This is a genomic window from Bacteroides sp. AM54-2NS, from assembly GCF_003602935.1.
Classification (GTDB): Bacteria; Bacteroidota; Bacteroidia; order Bacteroidales; family Bacteroidaceae; genus Bacteroides; species Bacteroides xylanisolvens.
This window is the reverse complement of sequence record NZ_QTMZ01000042.1, coordinates 1-19513: the sequence shown is the minus strand read 5'-3', so window position 1 is coordinate 19513 and position 19513 is coordinate 1. Positions and strand designations below refer to the sequence as shown.

The 19513-nt window shown below is 40.5% G+C and carries 13 protein-coding genes and 2 pseudogenes; 12 read left to right on the top strand and 3 right to left on the bottom strand.

Annotated features, from left to right (window positions below; translation table 11 throughout):
* Positions 1 to 66 precede the first annotated feature (66 nt).
* Complete coding sequence (dusB, locus tag DXA05_RS20285) at positions 67 to 1062, top strand: tRNA dihydrouridine synthase DusB (RefSeq protein ID WP_128859558.1); 996 nt, start codon at positions 67 to 69, stop codon at positions 1060 to 1062.
* 89 nt (positions 1063 to 1151) lie between these two features.
* Here dusB and DXA05_RS20280 read toward each other — a convergent pair whose 3' ends face one another.
* Positions 1152 to 2117, bottom strand: coding sequence for a phosphatase PAP2 family protein (locus DXA05_RS20280; RefSeq protein ID WP_128859557.1), 966 nt, complete (start codon positions 2115 to 2117; stop codon positions 1152 to 1154).
* Positions 2108 to 3115, bottom strand: a complete 1008-nt coding sequence (locus tag DXA05_RS20275) for an NAD(P)-dependent oxidoreductase (protein ID WP_128859556.1) — start codon at positions 3113 to 3115, stop codon at positions 2108 to 2110. Before DXA05_RS20275 ends, DXA05_RS20280 begins: the two co-directional genes overlap by 10 nt.
* A 44-nt stretch (positions 3116 to 3159) precedes the next feature.
* Between DXA05_RS20275 and DXA05_RS20270 the strand changes: the two genes are divergently transcribed.
* The 11 genes and pseudogenes from DXA05_RS20270 (at position 3160) to DXA05_RS20220 (ending at position 19114) form a co-directional block, all read left to right on the top strand.
* A complete protein-coding gene (locus tag DXA05_RS20270) occupies positions 3160 to 3762 on the top strand; it encodes an RNA polymerase sigma-70 factor (RefSeq protein ID WP_128859567.1) in 603 nt (200 codons plus the stop codon).
* 62 nt (positions 3763 to 3824) lie between these two features.
* Complete coding sequence (locus tag DXA05_RS20265; protein WP_128859555.1) at positions 3825 to 4988, top strand: FecR family protein; 1164 nt, start codon at positions 3825 to 3827, stop codon at positions 4986 to 4988.
* Positions 4989 to 5139: 151 nt separating this feature from the next.
* Positions 5140 to 8729 (top strand): annotated as a pseudogene (locus tag DXA05_RS20260) (SusC/RagA family TonB-linked outer membrane protein).
* 23 nt (positions 8730 to 8752) lie between these two features.
* Positions 8753 to 10321, top strand: a complete 1569-nt coding sequence (locus DXA05_RS20255; RefSeq protein ID WP_128859566.1) for a RagB/SusD family nutrient uptake outer membrane protein — start codon at positions 8753 to 8755, stop codon at positions 10319 to 10321.
* 22 nt (positions 10322 to 10343) lie between these two features.
* Positions 10344 to 11240: a putative zinc-binding metallopeptidase gene (locus DXA05_RS20250; protein WP_008023438.1), complete on the top strand. Its 897-nt coding sequence runs from the start codon at positions 10344 to 10346 to the stop codon at positions 11238 to 11240.
* A 12-nt stretch (positions 11241 to 11252) separates the two neighbouring features.
* Positions 11253 to 12569 carry a DUF4302 domain-containing protein gene (locus DXA05_RS20245; RefSeq protein ID WP_008023439.1) on the top strand — a complete coding sequence of 439 codons (1317 nt, stop codon included), beginning with the start codon at positions 11253 to 11255 and terminating at the stop codon, positions 12567 to 12569.
* A 7-nt stretch (positions 12570 to 12576) separates the two neighbouring features.
* Positions 12577 to 13617 carry a BACON domain-containing carbohydrate-binding protein gene (locus tag DXA05_RS20240; protein WP_128859554.1) on the top strand — a complete coding sequence of 347 codons (1041 nt, stop codon included), beginning with the start codon at positions 12577 to 12579 and terminating at the stop codon, positions 13615 to 13617.
* 3 nt (positions 13618 to 13620) lie between these two features.
* Complete coding sequence (locus DXA05_RS20235; protein ID WP_128859553.1) at positions 13621 to 14754, top strand: fibrobacter succinogenes major paralogous domain-containing protein; 1134 nt, start codon at positions 13621 to 13623, stop codon at positions 14752 to 14754.
* Between the two features lie 36 nt (positions 14755 to 14790).
* Positions 14791 to 15938, top strand: a pseudogene (locus DXA05_RS20230) (FISUMP domain-containing protein).
* A gap of 350 nt (positions 15939 to 16288) precedes the next feature.
* A complete protein-coding gene (rnr, locus tag DXA05_RS20225; RefSeq protein ID WP_008023447.1) occupies positions 16289 to 18445 on the top strand; it encodes a ribonuclease R in 2157 nt (718 codons plus the stop codon).
* Between the two features lie 189 nt (positions 18446 to 18634).
* Positions 18635 to 19114, top strand: coding sequence for a pyridoxamine 5'-phosphate oxidase family protein (locus DXA05_RS20220; RefSeq protein WP_004317010.1), 480 nt, complete (start codon positions 18635 to 18637; stop codon positions 19112 to 19114).
* Between the two features lie 120 nt (positions 19115 to 19234).
* Here DXA05_RS20220 and DXA05_RS27950 read toward each other — a convergent pair whose 3' ends face one another.
* On the bottom strand, positions 19235 to 19357 hold the full coding sequence (locus tag DXA05_RS27950) for a hypothetical protein (RefSeq protein WP_255299338.1): 123 nt from the start codon (positions 19355 to 19357) through the stop codon (positions 19235 to 19237).
* Positions 19358 to 19513 lie beyond the last annotated feature (156 nt).

The window sequence follows — 19513 nt, the reverse complement described above, 5'->3', positions numbered from 1 at the left end:
TTCCGTATTTTTGCAGCGAAAACAAGAAGTTACTTCAATCATAAACAGTAAATAGCAGATTCATATATGAAGATAGACCAAATAGATTTAGGAAAACACCCCATCTTACTTGCCCCGATGGAGGATGTAACCGATCCGGCTTTCCGCCTGATGTGCAAGAAATTCGGAGCAGATATGGTGTACACCGAGTTTGTATCGAGTGACGCACTGATACGTGCTGTCAGCAAGACTGCACAGAAACTAAGTATCAGCGACGCAGAACGTCCTGTCGCCATCCAGATATACGGGAAAGATACAGAGACAATGGTGGAAGCTGCCAAGATTGTAGAGCAGGCACAACCTGACATTCTGGATATTAACTTCGGATGTCCCGTGAAAAGAGTAGCTGGAAAAGGCGCTGGAGCAGGTATGCTACAAAATATCCCCAAGATGCTGGAGATCACCCGTGCTGTCGTAGATGCGGTGAAAATACCCGTAACAGTGAAGACTCGTTTGGGATGGGATGCAAACAATAAAATAATTGTAGAATTAGCGGAACAGTTGCAAGATTGTGGCATAGCCGCATTGACTATACATGGCCGTACCCGCGCACAAATGTATACCGGAGAGGCGGATTGGACACTGATAGGCGAAGTGAAGAATAATCCGAGAATGCATATTCCCATTATCGGCAATGGAGACGTGACCAGTCCTCAACGCTGTAAGGAGTGTTTTGACCGTTATGGAGTAGATGCTGTGATGATCGGTCGCGCCAGCTTCGGTCGTCCATGGATATTCAAGGAAGTAAAACACTATTTAGAGACAGGTGAAGAATTACCTCCACTTAGTTTTGAATGGTGTATGGAAGTACTTCGTCAGGAAGTGGTAGACAGCGTTAATCTGCTCGATGAGCGTAGAGGTATTTTGCATGTACGCCGTCATCTGGCCGCAAGCCCTCTATTCAAGGGAATCCCTAACTTCCGCAACACACGTATTGCGATGTTACGGGCAGAAACAAAAGAAGAGCTTTTCCGGATATTTGATGAAATCACTTCCCAACGCAAAGAAAATCCGGAAATTTAAATCAGCACCTATTATATCTATTCTTCAGGAACTTGTACTTGTTCCTGAAGAATAACATGATCTAATTAAAACGTCAAGGTCTTTGGTTTCTATTTAAACATCGGCTGCGCAAACCACTTTTTGAACATCCAGGTTACGACTACATACAATAGGAATGCAGAGAAGAAACCAACAATGGCATCAATCACATAATGCGCCTGAATATATACGGTAGCCCCACAGAGCAACATATAGAAAGGTATAAGACAGGCAAACAACTTCTTGCTGCCACGCCAAGCCATAATCATCAGAATAGTAGAAATGCCTACATGCGAACTGGGGAATGCCGCCGTAGGGCGTTCACCCACTTGCTGCGAGCCTTCCACCAAACTATAAAAAAATCCGTGCTGATAGCCCGGTCCGGGAAGCAACTCCTGATTATAATTGAAATAATCATCAATAGCAGGGAAAATACCTTTAGATACATTATCAATACCAATGGCAGGAAAATAGAATTGAGGGCCTGCAACAGGAACGAATATATAAATCAGATAGTAAATAAAGAAAGAAGTGACAAGCACAAAAGACATCTTCTCGAACCACTCAAATTTATAAATGAAATAGAATAGAGCCACAATCAGCATCATCGGATAATAAAAGAAATATCCCATATTGAATGCCTCGCTGACTATAAGATGTGGAAACGTATGGCAGAACCAAATAGCAGGCTGACCATTGAAAATAAACTGTTCGGCAGTTGCAAATACATGATCTAAATTCGGAAAGAAACGATTGAACTCGAAAGTATCCGGATACCAGTAAGACAGCAGACTCATCTGAATAACAATACGCACAAACGCCGAAAATTTACAGGGAGCAAGACGATAAAGATACATCAATAAAAAAGTCATTGCCGCGATCATCGCCCTATCCAGCAACATGTGCCATGGATGATCCATCCGCTGAAACAGGAACAGAATCAATATGGAAGTCAACAGATTATAAATCAATGTAATCTTTTCCACAGCAAACAACCCTTTCCGGGTTTCTATGCGCTTAAATAAGTCTAAAGCCATCCTTCATTTTTATACCAGGCAATGGTTTCCCGAACTCCCTTTTCCAAATCATATTCGGGCACATACCCCAGTTCATCCATTACCGGGGTTATATCGCATTGCCAGTTGCGTTGTTTCATTATCTTATATTTATCCGAATTCAGGGTACTGCTCCTCCCGGAACGTGTAGCAATGAATTCAGCGAACAAAGATATAACTTTTAGCACAATTAATGGACATTTCAAGTGAAGAACAAACGGATTACCCAATTCTTTTTGTATCAGATCCGAAAAGGCACGGCTTTTATAAACTTTCCCGTCTGTCAAGAAATACGCCTTACGAACTACTTTTTTCTCTATTCCTAGGAAAATAGCCTGCACAATGTCTTTTACATACACAAAAGTCAAATCCTGACGACGGAAACCGACCGAGAAATCAACGTGTTTCTGGATAGACTTTGCCATCAGATAGTAATCAGCTTCACGAGGTCCATAGACTCCTGTAGGACGATAAATGACATAAGGGAAACCGGGCATACTCTGAATATACAACTCCGCTTTCAGTTTACTCAATCCATAAGCAGTATTGGGTACCGCAGGGTCGTCCGCTTTTATCGGAGTATAGTCCTTCTCACGTACAGGTCCGAACACACTCAATGTACTGATATAGATAAACTGTTTCGGAACCATATTCAGCTCCTTCAACGTATCGATAAAATATTTGGTCTGAAGATAATTTACATAGTCAAAAGAGTGCTTGTCGGGGCACTTTGTAACACCGGCACAATGAATGATATAATCAAATTTGTTGTAAGTGCCTTTATGCCCGGAGAGTTGGGCACGAAGTTCATTAGGGTGCGCAAAATCCAGTTCCAGAAAGTGGATTTTCCGGTTTTTCAAATACCGCTTGCTACTCGTAGAACGAATCCCGGCCCACACACCAAACTTTCGCTTCAACGCTTCCTCCACGATGAAACTGCCGATAAAACCACTCGCGCCTGTAATTAAAATACTCTCCATTATTACTTTTCAGGTCCTACATGAATATTAATTGAAAAAATATGATGCCACAAAGATACGATAAATATAAAATAAAAGCCATTTTGCTTTTCTCAATTATTATTTGTTTATTTGCAACGCGATTTATTTACTATTCAACACTTTTAAAGCACGTGGAAGATAAGGCCGATTTTGATTTTCTTTTTAAAGAGTACTATCCTCAACTTTATTATTATGCATTTCACCTGATTAATAATATGGAGGCTAGCAAGGATATCGTAAGCGACGCCTTCGAATTTATTTGGGCCAATTATGCAAAAATAGATAAAGCCACGGCTAAATCTTATCTATACATTTACGTTCGCAACAAAAGCATTGACTTCCTGCGACATCAGAATACACATGAACAGTATGTACAAATCTATTCCGAACTGACCAAAAGTTATGTTGAAACGGAATATCTGGAGCAAGATGAAAGAATGATGCATATCAGCAAGGCAATGGAAAAACTGACTCCACATACCAGGCATATTTTAGAAGAATGTTATATTCAGCGCAAGAAATATCAGGAAGTAGCAGAAGAATTAAATATCAGTGTCAGTGCAGTCAGGAAGCATATTGTGAAAGCATTACAGGTGATACGTGAAGAATGTGCAAAAAAATCATAAATCAGGTATCTTTATTTTATGATTAAACGTAATATAAATAAGTATGATACAGTCAAACAGTGATGAATAAAGATATTGACAATATAAATAATACAGATGAATCTGTAGAGAAGGCGCTCGACATCATGGAGAGTTCTTCAGAGATAAACGACGAACAGCTGCAGGAGATGCTTAAAGATAAAGAAGTCCTGCAAGCTTGTCGCGACATCATGGATAGTAGTCTTTTCCTACAACAAAAAGGAGGAATAGAACTTCCTAATGTAGAAATGGAATTGGAGCGATTCAAGAAAAAACAACATTCGACACGAATGCGTTCCAATCTCTGGAAGATAACTATCGGAATAGCCGCCATGATTACCGTTCTATTCGGGAGTTACTATTTAATTAATAGCCTGACAACCCCTGCACTCGAACCAATCACTGTATTCACTGCTGATACTACTCCCCAACATATTGTTTTGCAAAAAGATGACGGAGAAAAAATTGTGTTAGACGAACCGCAGTCAAACAATCAAGTCCTGCCTAAAACCGCCATCGCAAAGTCTGAAAAAAAAGAGCTGGATTATAGGCAAGTCATCTCAACAACTACACAGACACATGTACTTACCGTACCACGAGGTGAAAGTTTCAAAGTGGTATTATGTGACGGCACAGAAGTCTGGCTGAATGCTAATAGTAATTTTGTTTACCCTACAGCCTTTATTGGCAACGAGCGTATCGTTACTTTAGAAGGCGAAGCTTATTTCAAGGTGGCCAAAGACGCCAAGCATCCCTTTATTGTAAAAACCAAGACAGTCCAAACCCGCGTTCTCGGCACGGAATTCAATATACGTAGCTATACTCCCGAAGATACTCATGTAGTACTTATTAACGGGAAAGTAGAAGTAAGTAACACAAAAGGAGGATCATATACCCGACTATATCCGGGAGAAGACGCACACCTGCAATCTGATGGAAATTTCGTTCTAACAGAAGTAGACTTAGACTCTTACGTCTATTGGAAAGACGGCTATTTCTATTTTGACAATATTACATTGAAAGATATTATGCAAAACTTAGGACGCTGGTACAATGTAAACATAGAATTCAGAAACAAAGGAGCAATGACGTATAAAATGCACTTCATATCCGATCGCACTAAAGATTTAGAGCACACAATCTCATTGCTTAACAGAATGAAAAAAGTCACTGTCACCTTGCAAGGCAATACGCTTACCATAGACTAGGTTTTTATTGCATAAGTATAACAAATCTATGCAATAAACAACAAAATATCACTTTTATTAAAAAATAAATCGCAAAAGGGGTATCCATTTTCTTTTCTCATACGCATTAGTTATATAAACATATCCAAATAGTGTTATTAAAAACAAACGTATGAGAAATAATTGGAACTTATTTATTGTGTGTTTTCTATGCGTATTGTGCTTCCAGCCTTACCAAGTTAATGCTCAAACGCAATCACAAAAGAAAATCACGATTGAGATTAGCAACGAACGATTGCCATCCGTACTTAAACGTCTGGAAAAACTCTCCGGCTACAAAATCCTATTTACGTATGACGATGTCAAGAAATTCACCGTTTCCGGCTCTGTCAAAGATAAGAGTATAGAGCAGACTCTCGATATTATCTTAGCCAATAAGCCACTAGAATACCATATTGAAGATCAATTTATCACAATTACTTCCAAAGGTCCTTCCAAACAAGCGAAAGTATTCAATGTAAAAGGAGTGGTAATTTCCGGTGATGACGGACAGCCTCTCATCGGTGCAACTGTTGTCATCAAGGGAAGCAAGTCCGGTGTATTAACAGACATAGACGGAAAGTTTTCGATAGAAAATGTATCCAATAAATCCCTGTTACAATTTTCTTATATAGGAATGAAGCCACAAGATCTGACTCCTACCCCAACTATGAATGTTACATTAATGCCTGATGTACAAACTTTATCAGAAGTAGTAGTAACAGGTATGCAAAAAATGGATAAACGCCTGTTTACAGGAGCAACCAAACAATTGTCCGCAGATGAAGTGAAACTAGATGGTTTGCCTGATATCAGCCGTGGACTTGAAGGACGCGCCGCAGGCGTATCTGTACAAAATGTTTCCGGCACGTTTGGTACTGCCCCGAAAATCCGGGTACGCGGTGCCACATCTATTTTCGGTAGTTCAAAGCCATTATGGGTAGTAGATGGAGTCATCATGGAGGATGCTATTGACGTAGGTCCGGATGACTTATCTTCAGGAGATGCAGAGACGCTAATCAGTTCAGCCATTGCCGGGTTGAATTCAGATGATATCGAGAGCTTTCAAATATTGAAAGACGGATCAGCAACCTCTATCTATGGCGCACGAGCCATGGCAGGGGTTATTGTAGTAACAACCAAGAAGGGAAAAGCCGGCGTTAGCAAAATGAGCTATACCGGTGAATTTACAACCCGTATGATTCCCAGTTATAAAGAATTCAACATTATGAATTCGCAGGAACAAATGGGAATCTACAAAGAGATGGAGCAGAAAGGATGGCTTAATAACAGCGATACTTACCGTGCCAAAGATAGTGGTGTATATGGACGTATGTATCAATTAATCAATCAATATAACCCGGTTACAGGACAATTCGGACTTGCCAACACACCGGAAGCACGTAATGCTTACCTGCGCGAAGCGGAAATGAGAAATACCGACTGGTTCAATACCTTATTTTCCAACAACGTTACACAAAACCATTCGGTCAGCATCACTTCCGGAACTGAAAAGTCTTCATTCTATGCTTCATTAAGTGCGATGTCAGATCCGGGATGGTATAAACAAAGCGAAGTAAAACGTTATACTGCTAATTTAAATACAACATATAATATATATAAGAATTTATCTATAAACCTGATCTCCAGTGCTTCCTACCGTAAACAGAAAGCCCCCGGGACACTAAGTTCAGAGGTTAATGCAGCAAGTGGAGAAGTTACCCGTCAGTTTGACATCAATCCCTATTCGTATGCACTAAATACATCACGTGCACTAGATCCAACAGTTGACTATACAGCCAACTATGCACCGTTCAATATCCTCCATGAATTGGATAACAATTATATGGATTTGAATGTAGCTGATGTTAAGTTTCAAGGAGAAATAAAATGGAAAGCACTTCCGGAGTTAGAGCTAAGTGCATTAGGAGCAGTCAGATATCAGGCTTCTTCACAAGAACACAATATCAAAGATCACTCGAATCAGGCAACCGCTTATCGCACAGGAATGGACGACGCTACCATTCGTGACGAAAACAACTTATTGTATACCAATCCGGATAATCCGTATGCTTTGCCTATCAGTATACTACCGGAAGGAGGTATCTACCAGCGTAAGGACTATCGTATGTTGGGGGTAGACTTCCGTGCCACAGCATCCTGGAATCATTTATTTGCAGAAAAGCATATAACCAATCTTTTCGCCGGTATGGAAGTAAATGATTTGAAACGTATGCAGAATTATTTTCAAGGATGGGGAATGCAATATACAATGGGTGAAATACCATCGTATGTATATGAATTCTTCAAGAAGGGCATTGAATCCGGTGAAAGCTATTATGGATTAAACCATACAACAACAAGAAGTGTAGCAGGCTTTGCCAACGCAACTTATTCTTATGATGGACGTTATACAGTAAACGGAACATTCCGCTATGAAGGCACCAATCGCATGGGAAAAAGCCGTTCTTCCCGCTGGCTTCCTACATGGAATATGTCAGGAGCATGGAATGTACATGAAGAAAATTTCTTCAAGACATTCAGCTCTGTACTGTCACACTTAACATTCAAAGCATCCTACTCTTTAACAGCCGATAGAGGACCGGAATATGTGACCAACTCACATGCCATAATCACTAGTTATTCACCATTTCGTCCTTTCACCAGCGGACAGGAAACAGGACTTTATGTATCTGATCCTGAAAACAGTGAATTAACCTACGAAAAAAAGCATGAGTTGAACATCGGTGCCGACATGGGATTCTTAGACAACCGGATCAATTTTTCGATCGACTGGTATAAACGCAACAACTATGACCTGATTGGTATTACCCCGACACAAGGAGTAGGCGGTTCTATCTACAAATATGCCAATATAGCTTCCATGAAATCACATGGTATCGAGTTCACCATCTCAAGTAAGAATATCCAGTCGAAAGACTTTTCATGGCATACAGACTTCATCTTTTCCAAAGCAAAAAATGAAGTTACGGAACTGATGCCCGTTCCAGCGTAATGGATTTAGTTTCAGGTTACGGTTTTGCCCGTCAGGGTTACCCAGTACGTGGTTTGTTTTCCATTCCATTTGTCGGTCTAAATTCAAATGGTATCCCGATGTATAATATCAATGGAAAAATAACCAGTACCGATATTGATTTTCAGACACGTGACAACATAGACTACCTAAAATATGAAGGTCCTACTGATCCTACCATAACAGGAAGTTTTGGTAATATTTTCACTTATAAAGCATTCAAACTGAATGTATTCATCACCTATTCATTTGGTAATGTAGTACGTTTGAATCCATGTTTCAGCTATCAATACAGCGACTTATCTTCTATGCCACGCGAATTCAAGAATCGCTGGACAGTGCCAGGTGATGAGAAACGCACGAATATCCCCGCTATTATCTCGAAACGCCAATATGAAGATAATAAAGATTTAATGTATGCATATAATGCCTACAATTATTCTACAGAACGAATTGCCAAGGGAGACTTTATCCGTATGAAAGAGATATCCTTGTCCTATGACTTCCCCCAATCATGGATTGCACCAGCAAAGATATCTAATTTATCTTTGAAACTTCAGGCTACCAATTTATTCCTGATTTATGCAGATAAAAAACTCAACGGACAGGACCCGGAATTCTTCAATACCGGTGGAGTAGCTTCCCCTGTACCTCGTCAGTTTACATTGACTCTTAGATTAGGATTTTAACCATTCAGATAATTATAAAAATGATGAAATACAGAAACGTCTTATATACAACACTCATTTCAGCTCTATGCTTGGGAACAACTTCCTGTAGTGACTTTTTAGATGAAATGCCGGATAACCGAACCGAATTGACTACTGAAGAAAGTATTACTAAAGTTCTGGTATCTGCATATCCTATGACTACCAACTGCCACATAGGAGAATTTTACAGTGACAATATCGATGAAAATAGCAGAGCATACAGCTACCTTTTTCGATTAAACGAACATTTGTACCGTTGGCAACAAACGACTGAAGAAAATCAGGACTCTCCTCATGCTTTATGGAATGACTGTTATAACTCGATTGCATCAGCCAACCAAGCCTTGGCGGCTATTGAGCAGATGGGAAATCCTCAATCATTATCAGCCCAAAAAGGCGAAGCTTTGATATGCCGTGCATACAATCATTTTGTATTAGCTACCACATTCTGCAAAGCGTATGGTACAAATGGGGACAAAGACTTGGGTATACCTTACATAAAAGAACCGGAAACATCTGTAAATCCACAATACTCACGCGGAACAGTTGCTGAAGTATACAAAAATATTGCAGCCGATTTAGAAGAAGGGCTACCTTTAATTGATGACAATATTTACTTACGGGTAAAATATCATTTTAATAAAAAGGCCGCTTATGCATTTGCAGCCCGCTTTTATCTATATTATACACAACCGGATTTTTCCAACTGTCAGAAAGTTATCAATTATGCCAATATAGTACTCGGTAATAATGCGTCCCAATATTTACGTGACTGGGCTGCATTAGGAGCTTTATCTCCCAACAAAAATATACAGCCGAACGCTTATGTAGATGCAGATAACCGTGCCAATCTAATGGTAATATCAGCAGCTTCATATTGGCCATTGGTTTCCGATCCGGGTTATGCCAACTGCGAGAGATATTGCATGAACAATATTACTGCTTCGGAAAGTTGTAAATCCGAAGGTCCATGGGGAGATCAGTCAAGTTATCATCAGATCCCATTTTCACCCGGTGGCTCTATAAAGAACGGATTCCGCCGCTTAGTAATCTATCAGCAATTCACGTCGGGCAACAGTTGGGTCGGCTATATGCTGTATCCTGCTTTTACCACCGATGAAGCATTGCTTTGCCGGGCTGAAGCCTACACGTTACTAAAACGTTATGACGAAGCTGCCGCCGATATAGATGCCTGGCAGAAAGCCTTTACAAAAAACACCCAAACTTTGACCAAGGAGACAATCAATGATTTTTATGCCCGACTAAAATATTACACGCCGGAAGCTCCGACAGTAAAAAAGGAATTGCATCCGGATTTTGTAGTAGAAAAAGGAATGCAGGAGAATCTAATACATTGTATTCTACATGCAAGACGTCTGCTAACCTTAGAAGAGGGGCTTAGATGGCAAGATATAAAACGCTATGGCATTATAATCTACCGCCGCTATTATGAAGGTTATACCTTGGTGAATATCACCGACAAGATGGACACAAATGACCCCAGACGTGCAATTCAGCTACCGGCCAGTGTCATTACAGCAGGTATGCAACCAAATCCAAGAAATGACTAAATAACTTTAGGAGGAAAAAAATATGAAGAAATACATCATATATAGTTTAATCATGACATTGACCTGTGGACTGGGTGCTTGCAACAATGACGAAGACGTAGACAAAGCAAACAGCATTTTCTCCACAGAAGAAGTAGATCGTAGCCCATTCGACAAGTGGATATTAGGCAATTATACCCATCCATACAACATTGCATTAAAATATCGCATGGAAGATAACGAGAGCGACATGACACACGTATTAGCACCTGCCGAATACAAAAAGTCTGTGGTACTGGCCAAAATTATCAAACATGTGTGGCTGGAAGCATACGATGAAGCAACAGGCAATCCGAACTTCTTACGCCAATATATTCCTAAGACAATCCACTTTATCGGTTCCCCCGCCTATGAAGACAATGGAACTATGGTATTAGGAACAGCTGAAGGCGGCATGAAAATTACATTATACAATGTAAATGACATCAATCCCGACCAAATAGATATTAACCTGTTAAACGACTACTATTTCCAGACAATGCACCATGAGTTCGCACATATTCTGCATCAAACTAAAAACTACGATCCGGCCTTTGACCGTATTACGGAAAATGCCTACATCGGTAGCGACTGGTATATGGTGGGAGCCGACCGCAATGCATGGCAACAAGGATTTGTCACTCCTTATGCAATGAGTGAATCACGTGAAGATTTTGTGGAGAACATCGCAGTGTATGTCACAAATACCAAAGACTACTGGAATAACATGCTGCAAAATGCCGGTGAAAACGGCCGTGCACTCATAAAGCAGAAATTCGAAATAGTCTATAGTTATATGGAACAAACCTGGGGAATCAATCTGGACGAATTACGCGAGATTGTTCTACGACGCCAGGATGACATAGCAAACGGCTATGTAGACTTAAGTATTATTGAATAAAATATGAAAATTATGAAGAAATATCTATCCATATACACACTTCTGGCATTGGCCTGCATTGTTTTGCAATCTTGTCTTTTCTCCGAAGAAGAAATATTCGACGAATCATCTGCCAATAGAGCCACAGCCGATGTAATCAAATGCCAGGAGATTCTTAAAGATGTGCCGAACGGCTGGAAACTGGAATATTACATAGGAAGCAACTATTCTGCAGGTGCAGTCACTTTACTAATGAAATTTGACGGGAAGCAGGTAGAAATGGCTTCGGAAACAGGCGCAGAAAGCTATAAACCGGGAACTATAATAACCTCTCTGTATCAAGTAAAATCGGAACAAAGCACAATGCTCACTTTCGACTCATACAACCCACTGATCCATATGTTTTCAGGTCCTTTAGGCCTGAACATGAACCTAGGAGGGGATTACGAGTTTATTATAATGAGCGCAACTCCCGACAAAGTAATTCTGCAAGGAAAAAAATACAAAAACATAATGGAGATGACGCCTATGCCCAAAGATATACCATGGCGTATTCAGATTGAAGATATCATTAACATTGAGAAAGATGCTTTTCTAAATACATACCGCATGGAGAAAGGCGGACAAGTACTGAATTACTTTATACGCAACAATGGCACAATGGCTACATTCTCCGCTTACAGCGCCGATTATAGTAGTGCAAGAAGTTTACCCTATATCTACACAGAAAAAGGATTAAAGTTACAATCCCCGTACAATGTCAACGGACTTGAAGTCCAAAACTTCAAATGGGATAGAAAGTCCAGACTATTTGTTTGTACCGACGCAGGAGCAACTGACATCGTACTTAAAGAATATTATCCCGAAAACTATCTACAATATGAAGACTATATCGGTACCTACACTGCAACGATTGACGATTATGACGAAGGGCCAACTTCGCAATCTGTAACCATCTCTCCTAAAGTCAGAGGAGAAAGTTATACACTGAAAAGTATTGGCGGATTCAACTTCACCCTCCAGTATGACAAAGCCAGCGGAAAACTAGTTTTAGATTCACAAAGTATAAGTTCGACTTCTTCATCGTCTTATTACTTTGCGTGCGCGGCAGGTGTGGAAGGCTATGCCCACACAGAATTAAGTCTGCCATCACGCCTACGCAACGGATTGATAAATGTGACGACAAACAGCAACCCTTTCACTTTTTACTTTGCGGATAAAGCAAGCCAGGAAATTACATCATTAATAATCTGGGCTTATTCATCTGATGAATATTCAACCTCCGGACTAATGGGTTACTGGAGCTGGTATAACTCAATCTTAATGGTAAAAGAAAACGAAAGTAATTAATACGATTATGAGAAAGCTTTTTAATATATTCTTATTTGTACTTTGCATCGTAGCAATAGCGGGATGCAACGATACGGAAAGCAGCGAATCCAAGTTAGAAATCAAAGCTGTAAATACTAATTTCCAAGCTACCGGCGGAAAAGGATACATACAACTTCAGTCAACAGGGAATATAACAGCAGATGTTGACGTCGATTGGTGTGTGCTGAAAGAAGTAAATCCTAATGAAGTGGTATTCGAAGTAAAAGAAAATACCGGGTACTCCGGTAGAAATGCTTTATTGACAATCAGTAACGGAGTAGAGACAGAAGCATTCAACATCAATCAATCCGGAGCTGTTTTCATCTTCGGCAAAGACGAATGGATGCTCCGTACCGACAATAAAGCAGCTACTCTGCCAATAAAACTACAAAGTTCTTTCGATTATACAATAGACATACCCGCAGAAGCTCAAGAATGGTTGTCATTTGAACAGAATGCGAAGGGAATAAATTTCAAGGTAAAAGAAAATACCTCCGGAAAAATGAGAGGAGCTATTGTCAATGTGGCAGCAAAAGACAGATCGGCTTCTTATCAGGTAATACAATATGATGTTGACGAACTTACCGGAACCTGGCAAGGCATGTTTTCAGACGGGCAAATGAATTACGGTTTGAAAGATGTCAGCATTGAAAAACAGGAAGACGGAACATACCTGCTTTCAAACATTCTAACCGGATTGCCTTACAAACTGAAAGCAAAAGCCATAGACAATTGCCTGGCTTTTGGAGCCGGTCAAAACCTAGGAGTCTTCGAGGACAATTTATATCTCTCATTCGAAATTCTTAGCTCTGACCTATATTATGTAAAAGATCCTTCTGTAACAATCTCATTAGGCCCCGTAATGTTAACAGACGGAACATTCGTTTTCGCTTTTTCCGGAATAAAAGAGAGTGATCCTTTCGGTTTTGTTTTCCGGGTATATGAAGATGCAAAACTACAGAAGGTTATAGACAATCTGTCCATTTTTATTAATTGTATTCTATTTAAAGAAGACATAATCCAATAACATATGAAAAAGATACTATTAACTAGCTTTATCGTGGCATTAGGATTACTTGGTGCAAGCTGTAAAGATGACAACAGCACCGCAGGCGGAGGAGGAGAAATACTTCCGGACCAACAGGTAAGCTGTGAGATATTTATGCCGACTAACGGAGAAACCGTTATAATATCAGACAAACTGATTATCAGAGGAGAAGGAACGACTAACTATGGTAAAATTATCTCCGCTGAACTTAAAGTAGGAGGAGAAGTTATTACCGACATAAGTTCGGTTCCATTCTACTATGAATACACTTTCCCCAAGGAAGCTGAACCAGGAAAGTTGAAAATTGAATTAGCAGTCAAAGGAGATCATGAAGGCAGTGCTTTGGCAACTATTACTGTCACAACAGAACTCGGTGACAGACCTGCACCACCTCAAATCGGAGAAGACCTCACAGATACACGTGATGGAAATGTATACAAGACGGTACAACTTGCAGACCAGTTATGGATGGCAGAAAATTTACGCTATTTACCGGAACAGAATTTTGATATATCGTCAACAGATCCCAAATATTATGTCATGTTCGACAGTGATATCAAAACAGAATTGGGAAAAGCTTATTTGAAAGCTTATGGAGCCTACTATAACTTACCTGCAGCACTTCAAGGCGAAACAGCGTTAGGAGAAGATGAAACACGGAATATAAAAGGTGTTTGTCCTGACGGATGGCATATTCCTTCACAAAAAGAATGGCAGACATTATCTAAATATGTTTTAGACTCCGGCATGGCCGCTATCATGAATGATGGTCAGGTAGACGAAACAGCCATAGCAAAAGCTTTAGCTTCAACAACAATGTGGATGCTGCCGGAATATACAGAAATAGAACCTCAACCAACTTGGGTTGGCGTAGAAATGGAAAAGAATAATGCAACCTTATTCAACGGTTTACCCATCGGATTCCGTGCATGTGCAGGTGACGAAGACTGGATGCATACCTGCTACAGTGCCGGCTGGTGGAGCTCGACAGCCGGAGTACAAATGGGACCTGAATTCGGTATCACCGTACGTTTATGGTCAGACCTCCACACATTTGTAACCAATGCAGAATTCAATCCCGGAGTAGGTCTTCCTGTCCGTTGCATCAAAGACTAACTATTATATTATTACTCACTAAATATAAATACATTTATGAAAAAATTTGGATTCTTTTTATTCGCAGTCTTAGGACTAATTGCTTGTAGTGACGACAACAACGACCCTACTCCCGAGCAACATGTAACATGCTCCATATCTGCACCTGCTGAAGGAGCTACGGTAAACATTGCAGAAAAAATGACAATCAAAGGAGAAGCTACGATTGACTTTGGTGAAATCTCAAACGTCACATTAAAAGTAGGAGGCAAAGCTATATCAGAAGTTACCGCAGTGCCTTTTAGCTATGACTATACGTTTGAAGCCAACCAAGCTGAAGGAGCACTGAAAATTGAATTAACTGTCAAAGGCGACCAAGGCACTACGGCAACAAGTGAAGTTAATGTCACATTACAAAAAACAAAACCAACTCCTGAACCGGAAGAAGGAAAAATGATTGACCCACGAGACAATCATGAATACAAAATTGTTACGATTGGTGAACAAATATGGATGGCAGAGAACTTGGCCTATTTACCATCAGTTAGCAAACCGGAAGCTGCCGCTACTAGTGATGGAGATCCACTCTATTTTGTTTTCAACTATGATGGCGAAGATGTAAATGCAGCTAAAGCACGAAAGAATATAAAACATACGGAGTCTTGTATAATTGGTATGCCGCTATGAACCAAAAGAATGCAACAGGTGGAGATGCAGAAGCCATACCAAGTGGTATCCAAGGAATCTGTCCTAGCGGATGGCACCTGCCAAGTAAAGCAGAATGGAAAAAGCTAGAAAGTTTTGTTGCTAGTGAATTAGCACCAGTTGAAGGTAACGTATGGACAGATGAGGATGGAAATAAGTACTCTGATAAAGATTGTAAAAACGTCTGGTCAGCATTAACAGGAAAACTTGATACTGACGGTTGGGGAGAATCTGGCATGATAGATGAAAATCCTGACCTTGCTAATGGCCCGCGTGATACCTATGGCTTTAATGTTATACCTGCTGGACAATGCTATCATAGTGGAGGTTTTGAAACACCTAAGTCAAAGAGTAGAACAGATTTTTGGAGTACAGACCAAGCTACTTATGGAGCAGGAACTGTATATTTCAGTAATATGAGCTATGGATTAGGTTATTCTTCTGATAAAGGAGGAATACAAGAAAAACGCGGTCTTTCGGTACGTTGCGTAAAAAATTAGTTATAAACAAGTATTCATCAATTAGTTCATTACAGAATTAATAAATTCTCTCTTAAAGATAAGGGAAGCGTGTCAAGAGATATACTTCCCTTTTTATGTGCCTCTCTACACAGGAAATAGTGAAAATGCAATATGTAATTATGACCATAACGAAGGTATTCTAATTTTATTCTCTCTCTCTTTATAAACCCGACCAGCCTCCTTTTCCGAATTGATTCAGAAAAGGAGGCTTTCTGTTTCAAAATCTATGAAATATCAAGTAACACAAAAAGTTTTGTCCTCATTCAGAACTATCAAGTCCAAAAATTTGTTTACTTTGTAGGTTGAACTACTAATAAATTCCATATAATATGGCAAAAAAGAAAGAAAAGAAAGAGAAAAAGGCCGGCAAAAGAATGAGTAAGAAAGAGCTGGCAGCATTATTAATAGACTTTTTCCATGCCAAATCCAGCGAGACCTTGAGTATGAAATATATATTTTCAGAACTGCGTCTCACCACCCATCCGCAGAAAATGCTATGCGTCGATATATTACATGACCTTTTAGCTGACGATTATATTTCCGAAATAGAAAAAGGAAAATTCCGTCTCAACAATCATGGAACGGAGATGACAGGCACTTTCCAACGGAAAAGCAATGGTAAGAATTCATTTATTCCTGAAGGAGGAGGCGAACCGATATTTGTGGCCGAACGCAATTCGGCACATGCCATGAACAATGACAAAGTAAAAATTGCTTTTTATGCCAAACGGAAGAACAGAGAAGCAGAAGGAGAAGTAATAGAAATACTGGAACGTGCAAACGATACTTTCGTCGGCACACTGGAAGTAGCCAAGTCATACGCATTCCTGGTGACAGAGAACCGTACACTTGCCAATGATATTTTCATTCCGAAAGATAAGCTGAAAGGCGGTAAAACCGGAGATAAAGCCATTGTGAAAGTAACCGAATGGCCGGACAAGGCTAAGAATCCTATCGGACAAATAATAGATATATTAGGTCAGGCTGGTGACAATACCACAGAGATGCACGCTATTCTTGCGGAATTCGGTCTGCCGTATGTATATCCGAAAGCAGTAGAAACAGCAGCAGACAAGATTCCTGCCGAGATTTCAGCAGAAGAGATTGCCAAACGCGAAGATTTCCGTAAGGTAACAACTTTCACCATCGACCCGAAAGATGCCAAAGACTTTGACGACGCACTTTCCATCCGCAAACTGAAAGACGGATTATGGGAAGTGGGTGTACACATTGCCGACGTGACACATTACGTAAAAGAAGGAGGAATCATCGACAAGGAAGCAGAAAAACGAGCAACCTCCGTTTACCTGGTAGACCGTACCATTCCGATGCTTCCCGAACGGCTGTGTAACTTCATTTGTTCACTCCGCCCGAACGAAGAAAAACTAGCTTTCTCCGTTATCTTCGATATTACGGAAAAAGGAGAAATTAAAGACTCACGCATCGTACATACGGTTATCAACTCCGACCGTCGCTTCACCTATGAAGAGGCACAACAAATCATAGAAACAAAAGAAGGAGACTTCAAAGAAGAAGTGCTCACATTAGATACCATTGCCAAAGCACTGCGCGAAAAACGTTTCTCTGCAGGAGCCATCAACTTCGACCGCTACGAAGTGAAGTTCGAGATTGACGAAAAAGGAAAACCAATCAGCGTTTACTTCAAGGAGTCAAAAGATGCTAATAAACTGGTGGAAGAATTCATGTTGCTCGCTAACAGAACAGTGGCAGAGTTTGTAGGTAAAGTGCCCAAAAATAAAAAGCCCAAAGTGCTTCCCTACCGTATTCACGACCTGCCCGATCCGGAGAAGTTGGAGAACTTGTCACAGTTCATTGCCCGCTTCGGCTACAAAGTGCGCACAAGCGGAACGAAGACGGATATCTCCAAATCCATCAACCACTTATTGGATGACATTCACGGAAAGAAAGAAGAGAACCTGATAGAAACCGTATCCATCCGCGCCATGCAGAAAGCACGTTACTCAACCCATAACATCGGTCACTACGGACTAGCTTTCGAATATTACACTCACTTTACTTCTCCCATCCGCCGTTTCCCGGACATGATGGTACACCGTTTGGTGACGAAATATATGGACGGAGGACGCAGCGTATCCGAAGCTAAGTACGAAGACCTCTGCGACCACAGCTCGAACATGGAACAAATTGCAGCCAATGCCGAGCGTGCTTCCATCAAATATAAACAGGTGGAATTTATGAGCGAACGTCTGGGGCAGATTTACGACGGTGTAATCTCCGGCGTAACCGAGTGGGGACTTTATGTAGAACTGAACGAAAACAAATGTGAAGGTCTGGTCCCTGTTCGTGATCTGGATGATGACTACTACGAATTCGACGAGAAGAACTATTGTCTTCGCGGACGCCGCAAAAACAAAATATACAGTTTGGGAGACGCTATTACTGTTCGGGTAGCTCGTGCCAATCTGGAAAAGAAACAATTGGATTTTGAATTAATAGAAAAGTAAAAGTTTGAATATTCAAGCAAACTGAAAAGCTCATTCACCCCTGATAACATTAGTACAGAAATACGATTGATTAGATAAATCTGTGAAAGTAACGAGAAAAAAGTTCGCATAGATTTGTGTAATCAGTCGTAAGTCTGTACTTTAGCGTATCATTTTGATTATTCTTACTATTATAACATTCATATATCCATGAAGACTGTCATTATCGAAGACAAACAACGAATCGAGTCCATTATTCTGCATTGCGATGCCTGTTTTGTGGGCATTACAGATTTAGAAGGTAATCCCTATGTAGTTCCCATGAACTTCGGTTATGAAAATGGTATCATATATCTGCATTCAGGTCCCGAAGGCAGCAAGTTAGAGATGTTGGAACATAATAATAATGTATGCATCACTTTCAGCCTTGGACATAAACTTGTCTACCAACACGAAAAGGTAGCCTGCAGTTACAGTATGCGTTCCGAAAGCGCGATGTGTCGGGGGCAAGTGGAATTCATCGAAGAGATAGACGATAAACGCCGTGCACTGGATATCATCATGCGACATTATACAGACAACGCATTCAGCTATTCCGATCCTGCCGTACGTAACGTAAAAGTGTGGAAAGTAGCCGTCCGGCAGATGACAGGAAAAGTCTTCGGTCTGCGAGCCAACGAAAAGCCATAAAACAGTTTCCGGCTTTCGGCTAATGAATTTAACTTCATGCTCCACACCCGTTTAAGAAACGAATTCAGCATTCAAGAAGCATGACGGAGTATCTCCAAGCAAATTTCTCTAAACAAAAGTTTAGAACACTTTTACCCTCACACCCTCATCCTCTGCTTGTATCTCTTTATCCATCGGCATTACAGGTGTGAGGGTAAAGGTGATAGTAAGTGAGGGTAGGCAGTTACCCTCACCCTGTTTCATTCTAAATGTTGTCCTACTTCCTTGTATTACGTAGGAAGTGCAACCGATATATATCTATTATCCCTTCATTATCCATCCGTTAAACCACCGATATAGTTAATTCACCACAGCCGTGGGGAGATCTTCCCACAGCTGTGGTAACTTCTCTTCACGCTG

What these genes read in the sequence shown, in the direction of transcription:
- dusB (WP_128859558.1), top strand. Translation starts at nt 67, where the DNA reads ATGAAGATAGACCAAATAGATTTAGGAAAACACCCCATCTTACTTGCC.
- DXA05_RS20280 (WP_128859557.1), bottom strand. Translation starts at nt 2,117, where the DNA reads ATGGCTTTAGACTTATTTAAGCGCATAGAAACCCGGAAAGGGTTGTTT.
- DXA05_RS20275 (WP_128859556.1), bottom strand. Translation starts at nt 3,115, where the DNA reads ATGGAGAGTATTTTAATTACAGGCGCGAGTGGTTTTATCGGCAGTTTC.
- DXA05_RS20270 (WP_128859567.1), top strand. Translation starts at nt 3,160, where the DNA reads ATGCCACAAAGATACGATAAATATAAAATAAAAGCCATTTTGCTTTTC.
- DXA05_RS20265 (WP_128859555.1), top strand. Translation starts at nt 3,825, where the DNA reads ATGAATAAAGATATTGACAATATAAATAATACAGATGAATCTGTAGAG.
- DXA05_RS20255 (WP_128859566.1), top strand. Translation starts at nt 8,753, where the DNA reads ATGAAATACAGAAACGTCTTATATACAACACTCATTTCAGCTCTATGC.
- DXA05_RS20250 (WP_008023438.1), top strand. Translation starts at nt 10,344, where the DNA reads ATGAAGAAATACATCATATATAGTTTAATCATGACATTGACCTGTGGA.
- DXA05_RS20245 (WP_008023439.1), top strand. Translation starts at nt 11,253, where the DNA reads ATGAAGAAATATCTATCCATATACACACTTCTGGCATTGGCCTGCATT.
- DXA05_RS20240 (WP_128859554.1), top strand. Translation starts at nt 12,577, where the DNA reads ATGAGAAAGCTTTTTAATATATTCTTATTTGTACTTTGCATCGTAGCA.
- DXA05_RS20235 (WP_128859553.1), top strand. Translation starts at nt 13,621, where the DNA reads ATGAAAAAGATACTATTAACTAGCTTTATCGTGGCATTAGGATTACTT.
- rnr (WP_008023447.1), top strand. Translation starts at nt 16,289, where the DNA reads ATGGCAAAAAAGAAAGAAAAGAAAGAGAAAAAGGCCGGCAAAAGAATG.
- DXA05_RS20220 (WP_004317010.1), top strand. Translation starts at nt 18,635, where the DNA reads ATGAAGACTGTCATTATCGAAGACAAACAACGAATCGAGTCCATTATT.
- DXA05_RS27950 (WP_255299338.1), bottom strand. Translation starts at nt 19,357, where the DNA reads ATGAAACAGGGTGAGGGTAACTGCCTACCCTCACTTACTATCACCTTT.